The organism is Stenotrophomonas sp. YJH_SMC_43, from assembly GCF_059372535.1.
Genome location: NZ_JCAFVQ010000003.1, coordinates 349,012 through 364,647, shown reverse-complemented (window position 1 = coordinate 364,647; position 15,636 = coordinate 349,012). Strand labels below are relative to the sequence as shown.

14 protein-coding genes are annotated in these 15,636 nt (G+C 66.8%); 5 read left to right on the top strand and 9 right to left on the bottom strand.

Features of this window, described 5'->3' with window-relative positions:
* Positions 1-15 precede the first annotated feature (15 nt).
* Positions 16-792 carry an AMP nucleosidase gene (locus AC5QAH_RS13820; protein WP_010480853.1) on the top strand — a complete coding sequence of 259 codons (777 nt, stop codon included), beginning with the start codon at positions 16-18 and terminating at the stop codon, positions 790-792.
* A gap of 43 nt (positions 793-835) precedes the next feature.
* Entirely contained in the window at positions 836-1,375 is a 540-nt protein-coding gene (locus tag AC5QAH_RS13815) for a DUF924 family protein (RefSeq protein WP_043400116.1), read from the top strand.
* A 77-nt stretch (positions 1,376-1,452) separates the two neighbouring features.
* Here the strand turns inward: AC5QAH_RS13815 and grxD are convergent, their stop codons facing one another.
* Positions 1,453-2,379 (bottom strand): Grx4 family monothiol glutaredoxin, encoded by a 927-nt coding sequence (grxD, locus tag AC5QAH_RS13810; RefSeq protein WP_010480849.1) that lies wholly within the window; start codon positions 2,377-2,379, stop codon positions 1,453-1,455.
* 59 nt (positions 2,380-2,438) lie between these two features.
* On the opposite strand from grxD, the gene AC5QAH_RS13805 reads away from it, so the two are divergent.
* Positions 2,439-3,218, top strand: a complete 780-nt coding sequence (locus AC5QAH_RS13805) for a polysaccharide deacetylase family protein (protein WP_495232409.1) — start codon at positions 2,439-2,441, stop codon at positions 3,216-3,218.
* Positions 3,219-3,293: 75 nt separating this feature from the next.
* Here the strand turns inward: AC5QAH_RS13805 and AC5QAH_RS13800 are convergent, their stop codons facing one another.
* Genes AC5QAH_RS13800 through AC5QAH_RS13790 form a run of 3 tightly spaced genes read right to left on the bottom strand, consistent with a single transcriptional unit; the run spans position 3,294 to position 5,910 of the window.
* Positions 3,294-4,010 (bottom strand): class I SAM-dependent methyltransferase, encoded by a 717-nt coding sequence (locus AC5QAH_RS13800; RefSeq protein WP_260363608.1) that lies wholly within the window; start codon positions 4,008-4,010, stop codon positions 3,294-3,296.
* Between the two features lie 4 nt (positions 4,011-4,014).
* On the bottom strand, positions 4,015-4,632 hold the full coding sequence (locus AC5QAH_RS13795) for an SGNH/GDSL hydrolase family protein (protein ID WP_495232408.1): 618 nt from the start codon (positions 4,630-4,632) through the stop codon (positions 4,015-4,017).
* Between the two features lie 3 nt (positions 4,633-4,635).
* The gene (locus tag AC5QAH_RS13790) at positions 4,636-5,910 is read right to left on the bottom strand and encodes a pyridoxal phosphate-dependent aminotransferase (protein ID WP_495232407.1); all 1,275 of its coding nucleotides are present in this window, start codon (positions 5,908-5,910) and stop codon (positions 4,636-4,638) included.
* 114 nt (positions 5,911-6,024) lie between these two features.
* On the opposite strand from AC5QAH_RS13790, the gene rsgA reads away from it, so the two are divergent.
* Together rsgA and AC5QAH_RS13780 are read left to right on the top strand one after the other, a co-directional pair.
* On the top strand, positions 6,025-7,134 hold the full coding sequence (rsgA, locus tag AC5QAH_RS13785; RefSeq protein WP_099560029.1) for a ribosome small subunit-dependent GTPase A: 1,110 nt from the start codon (positions 6,025-6,027) through the stop codon (positions 7,132-7,134).
* Between the two features lie 126 nt (positions 7,135-7,260).
* Entirely contained in the window at positions 7,261-8,514 is a 1,254-nt protein-coding gene (locus AC5QAH_RS13780; RefSeq protein WP_065178327.1) for a flavohemoglobin expression-modulating QEGLA motif protein, read from the top strand.
* 449 nt (positions 8,515-8,963) lie between these two features.
* On the opposite strand, the gene AC5QAH_RS13775 is transcribed toward AC5QAH_RS13780, so the two are convergent.
* From AC5QAH_RS13775 to AC5QAH_RS13755, 5 genes are all read right to left on the bottom strand, one after another.
* Complete coding sequence (locus AC5QAH_RS13775; protein WP_053443495.1) at positions 8,964-11,261, bottom strand: TonB-dependent receptor; 2,298 nt, start codon at positions 11,259-11,261, stop codon at positions 8,964-8,966.
* A gap of 160 nt (positions 11,262-11,421) precedes the next feature.
* Positions 11,422-11,946, bottom strand: a complete 525-nt coding sequence (locus tag AC5QAH_RS13770) for a hypothetical protein (RefSeq protein WP_010480836.1) — start codon at positions 11,944-11,946, stop codon at positions 11,422-11,424.
* Positions 11,947-12,153: 207 nt separating this feature from the next.
* The gene (gene phbB / locus AC5QAH_RS13765) at positions 12,154-12,894 is read right to left on the bottom strand and encodes an acetoacetyl-CoA reductase (protein ID WP_005419193.1); all 741 of its coding nucleotides are present in this window, start codon (positions 12,892-12,894) and stop codon (positions 12,154-12,156) included.
* Between the two features lie 24 nt (positions 12,895-12,918).
* On the bottom strand, positions 12,919-14,247 hold the full coding sequence (locus AC5QAH_RS13760; protein ID WP_012481220.1) for a CitMHS family transporter: 1,329 nt from the start codon (positions 14,245-14,247) through the stop codon (positions 12,919-12,921).
* A gap of 75 nt (positions 14,248-14,322) precedes the next feature.
* Positions 14,323-15,462, bottom strand: coding sequence for an OprO/OprP family phosphate-selective porin (locus AC5QAH_RS13755; RefSeq protein WP_329766314.1), 1,140 nt, complete (start codon positions 15,460-15,462; stop codon positions 14,323-14,325).
* Positions 15,463-15,636: the final 174 nt, after the last annotated feature.

Sequence of the window (15,636 nt, the reverse complement as noted above, 5' to 3'; positions counted from 1 at the left end):
CGTACCGGACCGCCCATGAAGAGCAAGCAGGAAATCGTCGACAACTGGCTTCCCCGGTATACCGGCGTGCCCTTGGACCAGTTCGGCCAGCACATCCTGCTGACCAACTTCGGGGGCTACCTGCATACGTTCTCCGAGCTGACGGGCGCGCCGGTCATCGGCCTGGACCGGCCGATGGCCAGTGCCACCATTGATGGCATCACCATGATCAACTTCGGCATGGGCAGCCCCAATGCCGCGATCATCATGGACCTGCTGTCGGCGGTGATGCCCAAGGCGGTGCTGTTCCTCGGTAAGTGCGGTGGCCTCAAGCGCAAGAACCAGCTGGGTGACCTGGTGCTGCCGATCGCTGCGATCCGTGGCGAGGGTACCTCGGGCGATTACCTGCCGCCGGAAGTCCCGGCCCTGCCGGCCTTTGCCCTGCAGCGTGCGGTTTCGACCATGATCCGCGACCTCGGCCACGACTACTGGACCGGCACGGTCTACACCACCAACCGCCGGGTCTGGGAACACGACGAGGGCTTCAAGGAGCGGCTGCGGGCGATGCGCTGCATGGCCATCGACATGGAAACGGCCACGGTGTTCGCCGCCGGCTTCGCCAACCACATCCCCAGTGGCGCGCTGCTGCTGGTCTCGGACCAGCCGATGATCCCCGATGGGGTCAAGACCGAAGCCTCCGATGCCAAGGTCAGCTCCCAGTTCGTGGAAAACCATATCCAGATCGGTATCGAGGCGCTTAAGCTTATCCGGCGCAACGGCAAGTCGGTCCGCCACCTGCGCTTCGACGAATGATGATGAAGGCCGGGCGCGGGGCGTCCGGGCCTGGGAGTAGGTAATGGACGTTGCCGCGCAAGTGGTGGAATTCTGGAACGAGGCGGGCCCTGCAAAGTGGTTCGCCCGCGATGATGCGTTCGACGCGCAGTTCCGCCAGTTGTTTCTGGATGAGCATTTCGCCGCCGCTTCGCGCGGGCGTGAGCATTGGCTGGGCAGTGCCGAAGGGGCGCTGGCCCTGATGCTGCTGCTGGACCAGTTCCCGCGCAACTGCTTCCGCGGTACCGCCCACTCCTACGCCACCGATGGCCTGGCCCGGCATTACGCCATGCGCGCCATCGAGGAAGGCCTGGACCTGCAGCTGGTGCCGAAGCTGCGCGCCTTCATCTACCTGCCGTTCGAGCACTCCGAGGATCCGCTGGACCAGGACCGCTCGGTGGCGATGTTCGACGTGCTGGGTGACAAGGAATACCTGCAGTACGCCGAACTGCACCGCGACATCATCCGCCGCTTCGGGCGCTTCCCGCATCGCAATGCCGTGCTGGGCCGCATCCCCACGCCGGAAGAACTGGATTACCTGGCCGAAGGCGGGTTTGCCGGCTAAGAAAAAGGGGACGGAGGGGATTAAGACGTTTATGGCACAAACGACTTAATCCCCTCCGTCCCCTTTTTCAGTGCCGATCAGTACTTCGGCACGCCGTTGTCGACGTCTTCGGACCAGGCGTTGATGCCGCCGGTGACGTTGAACACCTTGGTGAAGCCGAGGGCGCGGAACTGCTCGGCGGCCTGCGCGCTGCGGCCACCGTGGTGGCACATGAAGGCCAGTGCGGTGTCCTTGGGCAGGGCTTCCAGCTCGGCACGGCCGTTGCCGTCGAAGGTCTTGAACGGAACGCCCACGGCGGCGATCTCACGCTCGTCGGCCGGGCGCACGTCCACCAGGGTGATGTTGCCGGCACGCACCATGTCATCGGCATCACGCACGCTGATTTCCTGTACCGGCTTCGGCGCGTTCGGGTTGTCGATGGCCAGGCCCTTGCCGCGGATGTCGTCCACCCAGTCGATGGTGATGCCGTTGGCGCGACGGGCGCTGGACAGGTCGAACTGCACGCGCAGGCCGTTGGATTCGGCAGCGATCGCGCCTTCGTCATGCGGGGCCAGCTGGAAGTTCGGCTGGAAGCCGGCGTCGATGGTCAGCTGCAGGGCAGCGCCCGGAGCGTCGGCCAGCGCGCCCTTGAGCATTTCCACGGCGGCCGGGGTGACGGTGATGCTCGGCGGGGTGCGGTCCGGTGCGGCCAGGCCCAGCACGCTGCTCAGCTCACCGCTGGCAGCCATCTGCAGCACGATGTCGCTGCCGCCGACCAGTTCGCCGTCGATGTACAGCTGCGGGATGGTCGGCCAGTCGCCGTAGGCCTTGATGCCTTCACGGATTTCCTGGTCGGCCAGCACGTTGACGTGGGCGAACTCGACACCGAGGTCCTGCAGGGCGCCCACGGCCTTGGCCGAGAAACCACACTGCGGCATCGACGGCTGGCCCTTCATGAACAGCACGACGCGGTTGGCGTTGAGGATGGATTCGATGCGCGAACGCAGGGCGGGATCGAGGGACATGGACGTCGGGGTTCCGGGAATTCGAATCATCAATTCTAACCCCCATGGCATCATGGGGGATGAGCAACGCAGGAACATTGCATCGCATCCCGGCCCGCCCCTGGCGCTGGCTGCCCTGGCTGGTGGCGTCGCAGCTGGCCGTGATCCTGGTCTGGGTACAGGCTGGGTGGCACTGGGGGCTGCCGCTGATGGTTGCCAGCCATGCGCTGTTCATGGTGCCGGTGTTCCTGCCCAACAGCCGTTTCTACGCACCGGTACTGAGCCGGGTGCCGGACGCCGGCAACAGTGTCTGGCTGACGATCGATGACGGCCCCGGCCCGGAAACCCGTGCCGTGCTCGACCTGCTGGACCGCCACCAGGCACGTGCGACCTTCTTCCTGGTGGGGGAACGTGCGCTGGCGCAGCCGGAACTGGTGGCCGAGATCCTGCGCCGTGGCCACGACCTCGGCAATCACAGCCACAGCCACCCGCAGGCCCGCTTCTGGCGGCTGGGACCGGCTGCGATGCGCGCCGAGATCGAAGGCTGCCAGCATGCATTGCAGGCCCTGAGCGGGCATCCGGTGCGCTGGTATCGCTCGGTGGTGGGCATGACCAACCCGTTCGTGGCGCCGGTGTTGAAGGCGCTCGGCCTGGTGCGCGTGGGCTGGAGTGCACGCGGTTACGACGGCGTCGGCTGCACGCCGGAGGGCGTGCTGGCGCGTTTGCTGCCCGACCTGCGGCCAGGAGCCATCGTGCTGCTGCACGAAGGCGCCGCCCACGGCCACAATCTGGTGATCATCGAGCGCGTGCTGCAGGCGTTGGAAGAGCGCGGCTTGAAGGCGCAGCTGCCTACCGGCTGATACGTATGCGGTAGCGCCGGGCCATGCCCGGCGGATGCCACAGGTGCCGCTGAGCTCGCCGGGCATGGCCCGGCGCTACAGGTTCCGCCGCGCTACCAGCAGCCAGCTGTTGAACGGCGTACGCCCATGCAGCGGCCGGGGGGCGGTCACCTGCAATCCCGCTTCGGCAAGCGTCGTCTGCAGCACCTCTGGATCGGGGTAGTGGCGCGGCCGCGTGCCCATCCAGCCGACCAGCCAGGCCAGCCGGTCCGCCACCCGCGTGGTGCGGTCGCGGCCATCGCCGGTGGCCAGCGGCGTGCGCAGCAGCAGGCAGCCGCCGGGGGCCACCCGTGCACTGGCCGCGCGCAGCAGTGCCTGCTGTGGGTCCGCGTCCAGGTACTGCAGCACGTCCAGCAGCAGGACGTGCCCGGCCTGCGCCGGCAGTGGCGCCTGCACGTCCACGCAGTCGAAGCGCACGTCATGCAGCTCGACGGCGGCACGTTGCGCGCGGGCGATCTTGCCCGCATCCACGTCCACGCCCAGGTAGCGCTGGGTGCCGCCGCGCTGGCGCAGTACATGGGCGAACAGGCCCAGCCCGCAGCCGAGGTCCAGCACCGGCTGTCCGTCGTCAGGCAGATGCTGCAGCACGCCGTCATACAGCGGATCGCTGCCGAGCTTGCCGCGGGTGTAGTAGTAGTCGCGGCGGCTGCCCCAGGCCTGCGCCGGGCGGAACGCTTCGGCGATCAAGCGGGCCTGCGGGGCCGTCAGGGGAGCACAGGGCAGGGGCGGGCCGTTCCGTGGCGTGCCGTCCATCGCCTCAGTCCGTGCCGCCAAGCAGATGCGCGGCAACCGGCAGCGCGCGCGCGCTCCACAGCGCGTACATCCGCGCTGAAGGATGCAGGCCGTCCTCGGCGATCATCGTCGGGTCTTCGCCCTGCGCGCGGCTGATGTCGGTGATGTCGACGAAGGCTACGCCGTGCCGGGTACTGATCACCTCGGCGGCGGCATTGAATTCGTCGGTCTCGATCTCGATCGCGGCCAGGTCGCGGCCACTGCCGACACCGAACGGGGTGGCGCCCCAATCGGGGAAGGACAGCACCAGCACGCGGCCGGCATCACCGCCGGCGAAGCCGATCGCCCGCTGCAGCAGGGCCTGGAACTGGCTGCGGTACTCGTCCAGCGGACGCCCGCGGTACTGGTTGTTGACGCCGATCAGCAGGCTGACGAAATCGAACGGGCCCTGCGGTGCAGCCGCGTCGATACCCGCATCGAGCTCGTCGATCGTCCAGCCGGTGGTCGCAATGGTCTGCGGGTCGGCCAGCGCCACGTCCTGCGCGCGCAGCGCGGCGGCCAGCTGGTGTGGCCAACGGCCTTCGACTGCAACCGCTTCACCGATGGTGTACGAATCGCCCAGCGCCAGGTAGGACAGCGCCACGGCTCAGGCCACCGAGCGGCGAGGCTTCAGCGGCACGACCTTGGTCGCATCCTCGGCGCGGCGCGCCAGCACGCGGTCGATGCGGGCGAACACATCGCGCATCACCGAAGCTTCCGGCATCAGGGTCACGCGGAAATGATGGCGGTAGGGCACGTTGAAGCTTGAGCCCGGCACCACCAGCACGCCTTCGTTGTTCATCAGGTCCAGCGCGAAATCGTGGTCGTCGAAGCCCTTCGCAGCGGCACCGACCACGGCCGGGAACGCATACAGCGCGCCGGCCGGCGCGACCAGTGACAGGTGCTCGCTGGCTTCGCAGGCCTCGATCACCGCGCGGCGGGTTTCATACAGGCGGCCGCCCGGCGTGCACAGCTCGGAGATGGTGTCCGGACCGTTCACCGCCGCCTCGATGGCGTACTGGCCCGGCACGTTGGCGCACAGGCGCAGTGCGCCCAACAGGTCCAGCGCGGCGCGGAAGTCGCCCAGGCGGGCATCGTCACCGCTGAGGTGGGCCCAGCCCACACGCCAGCCGCAGGCGCGGTGCACCTTGCTCAGGCCACTGAAGGTCAGGCACGGATGATCACCGGCCAGCGGCGCGACCGGCTGGAACACCGCGTCGTCGTACAGGATCTGGTCGTAGATCTCATCGACCAGCAGCAGCAGGTTGTGGCGGCGCGCGATTTCCACCACGCGCTCCAGCAGTTCGCGCGGGTAGCTGGCGCCGCTGGGATTGTTCGGATTGATCAGCACGATGGCGCGGGTGCGTGCAGAGACCAGCGTCTCGATCTCGCTCGGGTCCGGCTGGAATCCGTTCTCCGGCGCGCAGCGGTAGTACACCGGCCGGCCATCGTTGAGGATGGTCGAAGCCGACCACAGCGGGTAGTCGGGCGAGGGCACCAGCACTTCGTCGCCCGGGTTGAGCAGCGCACGCAGCGACAGGTCGATCAGCTCGCTGACGCCGTTGCCGAGGAAGACGCGGTCCGGGTGCGCATCGGGCGCGCCACGGCGGGCGTAGTAGCTGGCGATGGCTTCGCGCGCCACCGGCAGGCCCTGCTGGTGGGTGTATGGGTCGGTGCGGCCCATGTCGTCGGCGATCGCGCGTTGCAGGTGCTCCGGCGCGCGGAAGCCGAAAGCGCCCGGGTTTCCGATGTTGAGCTTGATCAGCTTGCGGCCCTGCGCCTCCAGCTCCCGGGCTCGCCGCGCCAGTTCTCCGCGGATTTCGTAGCGCACTTCGGAAAGGCGCTCGCGGATGGCCAGGGGCTTGGGCGAGGTGGTGGACATGGGAGCTGGGCCGTCAAAAGGCATGGGGCTTCCATCCTACCGGAATTGCTGCACTGCATGGCAAGGGCTCCGGGCCCGTCACTGCTGGGCTGGCAGGGCGCTGGCACAGGTAGAATGGCGGCGATGACCCAGACCCCCGATTTCATCGCCCTGCAGACCATCGGCTGGCCCTGGCCGGGCCCGCCACAGCAGGCTGACTGGCAGGCCGCGATGGCCGCGCACCCGCAGGCCCGCCCGGCACGGGTGATCGAACAGCACCGCACCCACTACGTGGTGGCCGATGGCCCGGATGCATCGATCAAGGCCGAGTCGCTGCCCGAATGGCAGCGCCCGCGCTTCCCCAGCCATGAACGGCCGGCGGTGGGCGACTGGGTGCTGCTCGATGGCATCCGTATCGTCGCCCTGCTGCCACGGCGCACCGCGATCAAGCGTGGTGCCGCGGGTGAGCACTACCACCAGCAGGTGATCGCGGCCAACATCGATACGGTGTTCATCGTCTGTGGCCTGGACGCTGACTTCAATCCGCGCCGCATCGAGCGCTACCTGCTGCTGGTCGGCGGTGGCGGTGCCGAACCGGTGGTGGTGCTGACCAAGGCCGACCAGACCGAGTACAGCGAGGATGCGCTGGCGGTGCTGGAAGAGCTGGAGATGCAGGGCATCGCGCTGCATGCGATCAATGGCCTGGATGCCGACAGCGTTGCCGTGCTGCAACCGTGGCTGGTCCCGGGCCGCACCGTGGTGCTGGTGGGCTCGTCCGGTGCCGGCAAGTCCACGTTGACCAACACGCTGCTCGGCGAGCAGCGGATGAAGACCAACGCGGTGCGTGCCAACGATTCGCGCGGACGCCACACCACCACCCATCGCGCGCTGATGCCGCTGCCGTCGGGCGCCTGCCTGATCGACACCCCCGGCATGCGCGAGCTGAAGCCGACCGGTGAAGAGACGCTGTCGGAAGGTGGCTTCGCCGATATCGAAGCGTTGGCCGCACAGTGCCGTTTCAACGACTGCAAGCACCAGCAGGAACCGGGCTGTGCGGTACGTGCCGCGATCGAGGCCGGCGAGATCGAAGAGAGCCGACTGCTGAACTACTTCAAGCTGAAGGAAGAAGTGGCCGCCGCCGCCGCCAAGCTGGCTGTTCGCCAGGCCGAGACCGCGCAGGAGCGTGGCGGCAGGAAGGGCAAGGGCCAGCAGTTCCGCCCGGCGAGCAAGAACCGCCGGCGGTAGCACAGCAGCCGAGCGTGGGCTCGGCTCTACAGTGGGTCCGCGGCGGAGTCATTTCCTGTAGCGCCCGAGCCGATGCTCGGGCGGCGGCGCGCAGCGTCGGACACAGCAGGGCGCTATAGTCCGCCCATGGAACCGACCGCGACGCTGGACCGTGACGTGGCCCACCATGCAGCGCTCGATGCGCGCCTGGTCGAGGCCGTGGGGGGCATCCGCCTGCTGGGCCTGACCAGCTGGCCGGCCACGCTGCAGGCACCGTTCCTGGACAGCGTGGCACGTGGACAGCCGGTGCTGCCGAAGGTGGATTACCCGAGGCTGGATTTCAGCGAGGAGCGCCACGCATTGGCTGCGATCGCCGCCGACTGCGATGATACTCACCCGCTGGGCCACTACGTGCGCCAGTCGGCGCAGAGCTGGGACCTGGCCGCGCAGCTGCTGGAAGGGTTGGGCACGGCGGCGGTCGATACCTGTTCGGTGCAGCTGTTCGGCGCCCCCGAGCAGCCACTGCCGGGCAATGGCCCAAGCACGCGCGAGGCGGCGCGTCACTTCATCCAGATTGCTGCCGAACTCGATCACGAACTGCTGGCGCCGGAAGAGCAGGTGCCGGTCTCGGCCATTGCCCTGCAGCTGCAGCTGCAGAATGACCTGGATGCGTTCTTCGAATCGCGCATCATCCAGGTGCAGCTCGATCCAGAGCTGGTGTCCAAGGCCGCTGCCGGACCGACCCGCATCCGCCTGCGCACCAGTGCGCGCTTCAGTGCCTACGACCGCGCGCAGCTGTTCCACCACGAAGCGCTGGTGCATTCGCTGACGGCCTTGAATGGCCGCGAACAACCGGTGCTGCCCAGCCTGGCGTTGTCCTCGCCGCGGGTGACGGCCACCCAGGAAGGGCTGGCGACGTTTGCCGAACAGATCACCGGCAGCATCGACATCGAGCGCCTGAAGCGGATCAGCCTGCGCACCGAAGCGATCGCGATGGCACGCGAAGGCGCCGACTTCATCGAAGTGTTCCGCTACTTCTGCGATGCCGGGCAGAACGCCGAAGAAAGCTTTGCGTCGGCACAGCGCGTGTTCCGTGGGGTGCCGCCGAGTGGCGGCCTGGCCTTCACCAAGGACACGGTGTACCTGCGCGGCCTGGTGTCGGTGCATACCTTCTTCCGCCACATGCTGGCCGAGGACCGCCTGCAGGTCTGCCGCTGGTTGTTCGCCGGCAAGATGAGCCTGGCCGATGCGATCGCGTTCGCGCCGCTGTTCGAAGCGGGTGTGCTGAAGCCGCCGCGCTGGCTGCCGCACTGGGTGAGCCGGGCGAACGGCCTGGCCGGCATGCTGGCGTTTTCGCTGTTCGCCAACCGGATACGGATGGACCAGCTGGCGCCGGAATGAAAGGCGTTGGCGGGATGATGCGCTGGCGCCTCGATTGATATCGCTGGGCGGCGGTGGCGCACCCTGGCCAGGACACGCCGTGAACCCATCCATGGGGGCTCGATCGGCGCATCCATGCGCCTCACGGTCCTGGCCAGGGTGCGCCACCGCCGCCAGACAGTTTCCCGCGCGGGCGGCAGCACATCACCGCGCCGAAGGGATTGCGCTTGAAAAGCTTGAATAGCAAAGAGCCGGGCAATGCCCGGCTCTTTGCTTTTTGCTCTTGCTTTCCATTGCCTCCGCGCCGGCGCAGGAAATTGTCGAGCGAGGTGGGACGGGCCGAGGCAGGACCGTGAGGCGCATGGATGCGCCGATCGAGCCTACAGGGACGTACTTGCGGCGTGTCCTGCCTCGGCTCGTCCCACCTCGCCCAGCTGCGGTACTGATGCGCCGCAGCGCCCGCTTTTGACTTAGAACTCCGCCGCCACCGTCATGAACAACTGCCGCGGCGCGCTCGCATGGATCGCATACCGCGTGCCCTTCGGATCGGTCGGCGCGAACGAACTCAGCTGGCCGGCATAGCGCTTGTTGGTCAGGTTGGTCGCGTTCAACGACACCCGCACGTTGCGCAGGCCAAGGCCCGGGCCGAAGTCGTAGCCCGCACCGGCGTCGAAGGTGGTCACGCCCGGCACCGACTGGTCGTTGGTGTAGGTGTAGTAGCGCTTGCCGGTGTACTTGGCACGCAGGCTGGCGAAGAAACCATCGCGGTTCCAGCTGATCTCACTGGAGGCCATGCGCTGCGGCGTATCCACCGTGATCTTGCCGGCCACCGGCACGATCGCGCCGCCCGAGGTGTAGTCATCCTCGTAGGTGGTCTTGTTCCAGGACAGCGCGTTGTACCACTGCAGGCCGTCGATCGGCTTGAGGATGAAGGTCAGCTCCGCACCGTGGCTCTTCACCGAACCGACGTTGATGAAGCGCGTCACGCACTCCGGACGCGTGCCGACTTCGATGCTCGAGCACGGGTTCAGCGACAGCAGGCGGTTGTCGAACTTCACGTTGTAGGCGGCGATCGAGGCCTGGTACTTCTCGCCGAAGGTACGGAAGCCGGCTTCAAGGCTCTTGGACTTCTCCGGCTCCAGGCCGGCGCTGGCCGCGAACGATTCCGGCGACACCTGCAACGGGCCACCGCTGCCGCCACCGACGAAGGCGGCGATGTTCTCTGCGTACGAAGCGAACAGCTCGTTGTTGGCGTTGAGCTTGAAGCCCAGGCCCACCTGCGGCAGCACCGACTTCTTGGCGGTCAGCGTGCCCGAGGCGATGCGGGTTTCCACGCCCGGCTGGGCGATGGCGCGCATGCGGGTGTTCGGGCTCTTGATACCGACATCCACGGTCAGGCGCTGGTCCAGGAAGCGCATGCGGTCCTGCACGTAGAACTGGCGCGTGCGGATGTCGAAGTCCTGGTTGAACAGCAGGCGGTCCGGGTTCTTCAGGTACAGGTCGTCCAGGAACGGGCCGCTGATGTAGTAGAAGTTGCGCGACACGTTATGGTCGTTCTGCTCGTACCACAGGCCGGCTTCCAGTTCGTGGATGCCCACCGTCCACGACAGCGCGGCGGTCAGGCCATCGCGGTTGATCGTGTAGTTGGTGCTGCGGATCGAGATCGGCAGCATCTTGTCGGTACCCGGGTAGGACGGCTGGCCCGGTGCCCACCAGTGGCCCTGGCCACGGTTGTCGTGGTGGTAGGCCAGCAGCTTCAGGCGGCCCTGCTCGCCCAGGCGCAGGTCGGCATCGACCGAATAGAGGTTGTCGTCGCGCAGCGCGCGGCTCTGGTAGTAGGCATCGTCGATGCTGTTGACGCCGCCGCTGAACTTGCAGCGTGCCTTGTTGTAGGTGCCCGGTGCGCAGTACGCGGCAGCGACAGCGCGATCCCAGTCCGGTGCATAGATGTTCCAGTCGTAGCCCAGGCCACGTGCCAGCATGTCCTTGGACAGGTAGGCGTAGTTGGCCTGGCTGGCGCGCGAGGTCGCCACGAACGCACCGAAGCGGTGGTCGCCGACATTCCACACGGCCTTGGCGTTGAACTGGCGGGTGGTCTGGTTCTGGTACGGCGCGGCCCACATGTCCTGGTCCTGGTGCACGCCGGACACGTAGGCCGAGAAACCATTGATGTCGCCTGTATCCACGCGCAGGTAGCCGCGACGCTGGTTGTTGTCACCCACGGTGACGCTGGCGCGTCCACCGAATTCGGTGGACGGGTCCATCGAGAAGTACTGGATGGTGCCGCCCAGGTTGCTCGTCGACGCTACGCCCAGCGAGCCGATGCCCTGCGACAACTCTGCGCCGGCCAGGTTCTCGGCGATGATCGCGCGGGCAATGCTCAGGCCGTTGTAGTTGCCGTAGCTGTTGTCACCCAGCGGAATGCCGTCCAGCGTATAGCCGAGGCGGCTCTTGTCGAAGCCGCGCAGGCTGATGGTCTGCGATTCTTCGTTGGCACCGAAGGCGTCGTTGGACTGCACCGACACGCCCGGCAGGCGGTCGAGGATCTTCTGGCCGCTGGTGCCCGGCGGCAGCACCTGCTTGTCGACGGTGGTGATGCGCTGCACTTGGCGGGTCTCGCCCTGGCCGATCACGGAGACGGTATCCAGCGTCTGCGCGCTCAGCGCGGCATCGGTGCTGGCGCCGGTATCGGCGGCGGTGGCGGCATGGGCGCTGGCGGCGGCGGAGAGCGCGATCGCCACGGCGATCGTCAGGTGTCGGGTCTGCATGGTGGTCCGTTGCATTGGGGGTGGTCACCGGCACGCGTGCGCGGTGCATGGCCACTATGCGAACGGAACATGAAACCTTCTTTACGAAAAACCAACGAACGATGCAGGGCAGTGGTGCGTGTCCTGCAACATGTTCGTCATGGTGGTAGGCCGGTGGGAATCAGAAGCGCTCCCCAGGCCAGCTCAATTTGAGCTGGTCCATGCAGTCGCGGTCATGTTCGGAGAATGAGAACCCGATCTGGATGCCGTTCACTACTGTGCCGAACACCGTCGACTCGTCCAGGCTATGCCCTGACGGCACGGAAAGGACATTGAAGTCGGGGTAGCGACGACCCATCTGCTTTCGCGAGATGCAGGCGCCGCTCAGCCGCAGCGTAATGCCTTTGATGATTCGCCCCGACGCGTCGGTGTAGATCTGGCCAGAGGGCCCCTTGATCCTCCCAGCGACCACGAATGGCGCCAGATCGATGGTCGCGCTGTCGCCTCGGCCCATTCTTGCTTCCGAACGCGAGCCGGCCGGAGCCAGCGGCGATAGCTGCGCAACAAGGTCAGAGCGTGACAGCTGCAAGGACCAGCGCTCCACGAGCCGCCAGGTTGCATCCGCCTCATCCGCAGTGGCAGCAGGTGGGGTGGCCGCCAGTGGCGGGGTGGCGACCACGAGAAGCGCAATCAGCAATGCACGCATGCCAACCTCCTTGATCCGCGATTCCGGCCGTTCATCCATCGGGCTCGGCGAGCGTTGGCAGGTATAGCACCGGTTCTGCCGATGTATCGGGCAATACGTCCCGAAAATGCAGAAACAAAAAGGGGCCGGATCCCCCTCGCAAGCGAAGGTTCACCGGCCCCGCGCACTCCGTGGGGGAGGCGGTCCACGCCTTGCGTGGAGACGGGCTCAACCCATGTACAGACCGCCGTTGACCGGATAGTCGGCACCGGTCACATACGAGGCTTCATCCGACGCCAGCCAGGCGCACAGGCCGGCCACTTCCTCGGGGCGGCCCAGGCGACGCACCGGTACCGAGGCCGCCAGCCGGTCCAGCACATCCGGCGGGAAGCTGCTGATCGCCTGGCTGGCGATGTAGCCCGGCGACAGCGTGTTGACGGTGACGCCGCGCGAGGCCACTTCGGCAGCCAGTGCACGGCTGAAACCGTGCATCGCGGCCTTGGCGGTGGCGTAGTTCACCTGCCCGATCTGGCCCTTGTGGGCGCTGACCGAACCGATGTTGATGATGCGGCCCCAGCCACGCGTGGCCATGCCGTCAACCACCTGCTTGGTCAGGTTGAACAGCGCATTGAGGTTGGAGGCGATCACCGCGTTCCAGTCTTCCACCGTCATCTGCCGGAACAGCAGATCACGGCTGCCACCGGAGTTGTTGACCAGCACATCGACCTCGCCCACTTCCGCACGCACCTTGGCGAACGCAGCGCTGGTCGAGGCCCAGTCGGTGGCGTTGCCTTCGGAGGCGATGAAATCAAAGCCCTGTTCGCGCTGCTCGCGCAGCCAGTTGGCCTTGCGCGGCGAGTTCGGCGCGCAACCGGCGACCACGGTGTGGCCACTGCGGGCCAGGCTCTGGCAGATGGCAGTACCGACACTGCCCATTCCACTGGTGACGTAAGCGATTCGAAGCGTCATTGCAGAAGGCTCCTTGGTAGAGGGTCAGGCAGCGAGCGGGTACAGGCCGAACAGCAGGCTGCCGACCATCAGCAGCATGGAGATGGCGATGGCCCACTTCAGGGTGAACTTCTGGTGGTCGGCGAATTCGACCTTGGCCAGGCCCACCAGCAGATAGGTGGACGGCACCAGCGGGCTGAGCAGATGCACCGGCTGGCCGGCCAGCGAGGCGCGCGCCATTTCCACCGGGGTGATGCCGTAGTTGCCGGCGGCCTCGGACAGGATCGGCAGCACGCCGAAGTAGAAGGCGTCGTTGGACATGAAGAAGGTGAACGGCATCGATGCCACGGCGGTGATCACCGCCAGGTACGGGCCCCACGATTCCGGAATCACCGCCAGGAAGCTGTGCGACATCGCTTCGACCATGCCGGTGTTGTTGAGGATGCCGGTGAAGATGCCGGCGGCGAAGATCAGCGACACCACCGACAGCACGTTGCCGGCATGGTTGACCACGCGGCGGCGCTGCTCGGCCAGGTTCGGGTAGTTGATCACCAGGGCGATGGCGAAGCCGACCATGAACAGCACCGGCATCGGCAGCACGCCGATGATCAGCGCGGTCATCAGCGCCACGGTCAGCGCCAGGTTCACCCACAGCAGCTTCGGGCGCTTGATGTCTTCGGCGTCTTCCACGGTCGGCAGCGGGTTGCTGTCATCGGACACGCTGTTGTCCATCCAGCTGCCACCCTTGGGCAGGGTCACCACGCCAAGGCGGCGGCGTTCCTTCAGGCCCAGGTACCAGGCCAGCAGCAGCACGCCGGCACAGGCGATCACCATCGACGGAATCAGCGGCACGAACACATCGGCCGGATCCACGTGCAGCGCGGTGGCCGCACGTGCAGTCGGGCCGCCCCACGGGGTCAGGTTCATCACGCCGCCGGCGAGGATGGTCACGCAGGTCATGTTCAGTGCGTTCATGCCGAGGCGCTGGTACAGCGGCAGCATCGCCGAGACGGTGATCATGTAGGTGGTCGAGCCGTCACCATCGAGCGAGATCAGCATCGCCAGCACTGCGGTGCCCAGCACGATCTTCATCGGATCGCCCTTGACGAAGCGCAGGATCACCCGCACCAGCGGATCGAACAGGCCGGCATCGATCATCACCCCGAAGTAGAGGATGGCGAACATCAGCATCACGCCGGTCGGCGCGATCTTCTTGATGCCCTCCAGCATCATCTCGTCGATGCCGGCGCCGAAGCCGCCGATCAGCGCGAACAGGATGGGGATGGTGATCAGGGCGACGAGCGGCGACAGGCGTTTGCTCATGATCAAGTACATGAACGTAATGACCATGCCAAAGCCGAGGATGCTCAGCATCATCTGCGGACTCCTTGCGAATACAGGACGTGGGGGAGTGGAAGGGGCCCGGGCGGCATGCCCGGGAATCCGGGCTTAGAAGTCGTACTGCAGGCGTCCGGTGACCGCGCGCGTGCGGTCCACCGTCACCCCGGCCAAGCGGTCGCGGTTGCGGCTTTCGATCACGTTGAGCATGAAGCGCAGGTTGTCGCGCAGGTACCAGTTGCCACCCAGCGTCCAGGCTTCGGTGCTGCCACGGCGCAGGTCCGGCGCACCATCGAGATGCTGCGCACCCCACATCTGGTCGTAGCGCAGCGCTACTTCGAAGGCACCGGCCTTGTGGCGGATGTCCTTCACCCGCGCAAAGCGGCCGGTCTTGCGGTCGTAGGCACGGCTTTCGCCAGTGACGAACCAGCTGACCATGCCGTAGGCGGCCATCACGTCGCCACGCTGCGCACCGTCATCGAAGGTGGCGCCACTGAACTCGCCCTGCCACGACAGCGGGCCGCGCACCTGCGCGTATTCCAGCGACCACTTGTTGACGTCGGTATCGCGGCCGGCGGAGAAGTCGACAAGGGTCAGGCGGCTCTCATCGGACAGGTGGCCGGCCGGGCGTGGTCGGATCTTCAGGCCCGGAACGCCGTTCGCGCCGGGGTTGTCATAGGCCTCGCGGGCCAGCGACAGGCCCAGGTGCAGCACGTCGCCATCGGCGGGCGAGGGCGCCCAGGTGACACGGCCACCGGCAGCACGCCCCTTCACCTGCCAGGCGTCGATGCTTTCCAGGCTGTAGATGCTGGCGGCCCAGGTGAAGTCACCCGGGTTGGCCTGCCACGACGCGCCCAGGCGGTACAGCGGCGCCAGCGTGGTCCCGGCGTTGCCGCGCTCCAGGAAGCTGCCGTAGTTGGAACTGGTGCGGTCATCCAGCGAGAAGTACTGCTTGAACTGGCCGACGGTGAGCTTGCCGGCCTTGCCGAAGCTGCGCGCCAGGTACACGTCCTTGGCCTCGACGCGGTCGCCGGAGAAATCGGCCTCCAGCTTGTAGTCGACCACGAAGAACTTGCCGGATACGTCAACCCACGCGCGGCGGATTTCGGTGTCGTCCTTGTTCGGGGTGCCGCGGTTGTCGTTGTCGAAGGTAGCGAAGTCCAGATGCAGGCGGCCACCCAGGGTGGCGGTGACCGGACGGTCGTCTTCGGCAGCGAAGGCCGGCGCCGACAGGACAGCCAGCGCCATCATGGCGGCAGGACGCCGCCAGGCAAACGTGAATTCCACAAACCCTCCCAGGTGCGCGCCAGGCGCGCGGCAATCGTGGGCACCGGACGGTGCGCGGCCGCAGTCTGGGTCGGGCAAGCTGTCATCGTCCTGTCAACGGATTGTGCGGTGCAGCGTAAGGCGGCTCGCTGCTGCTTC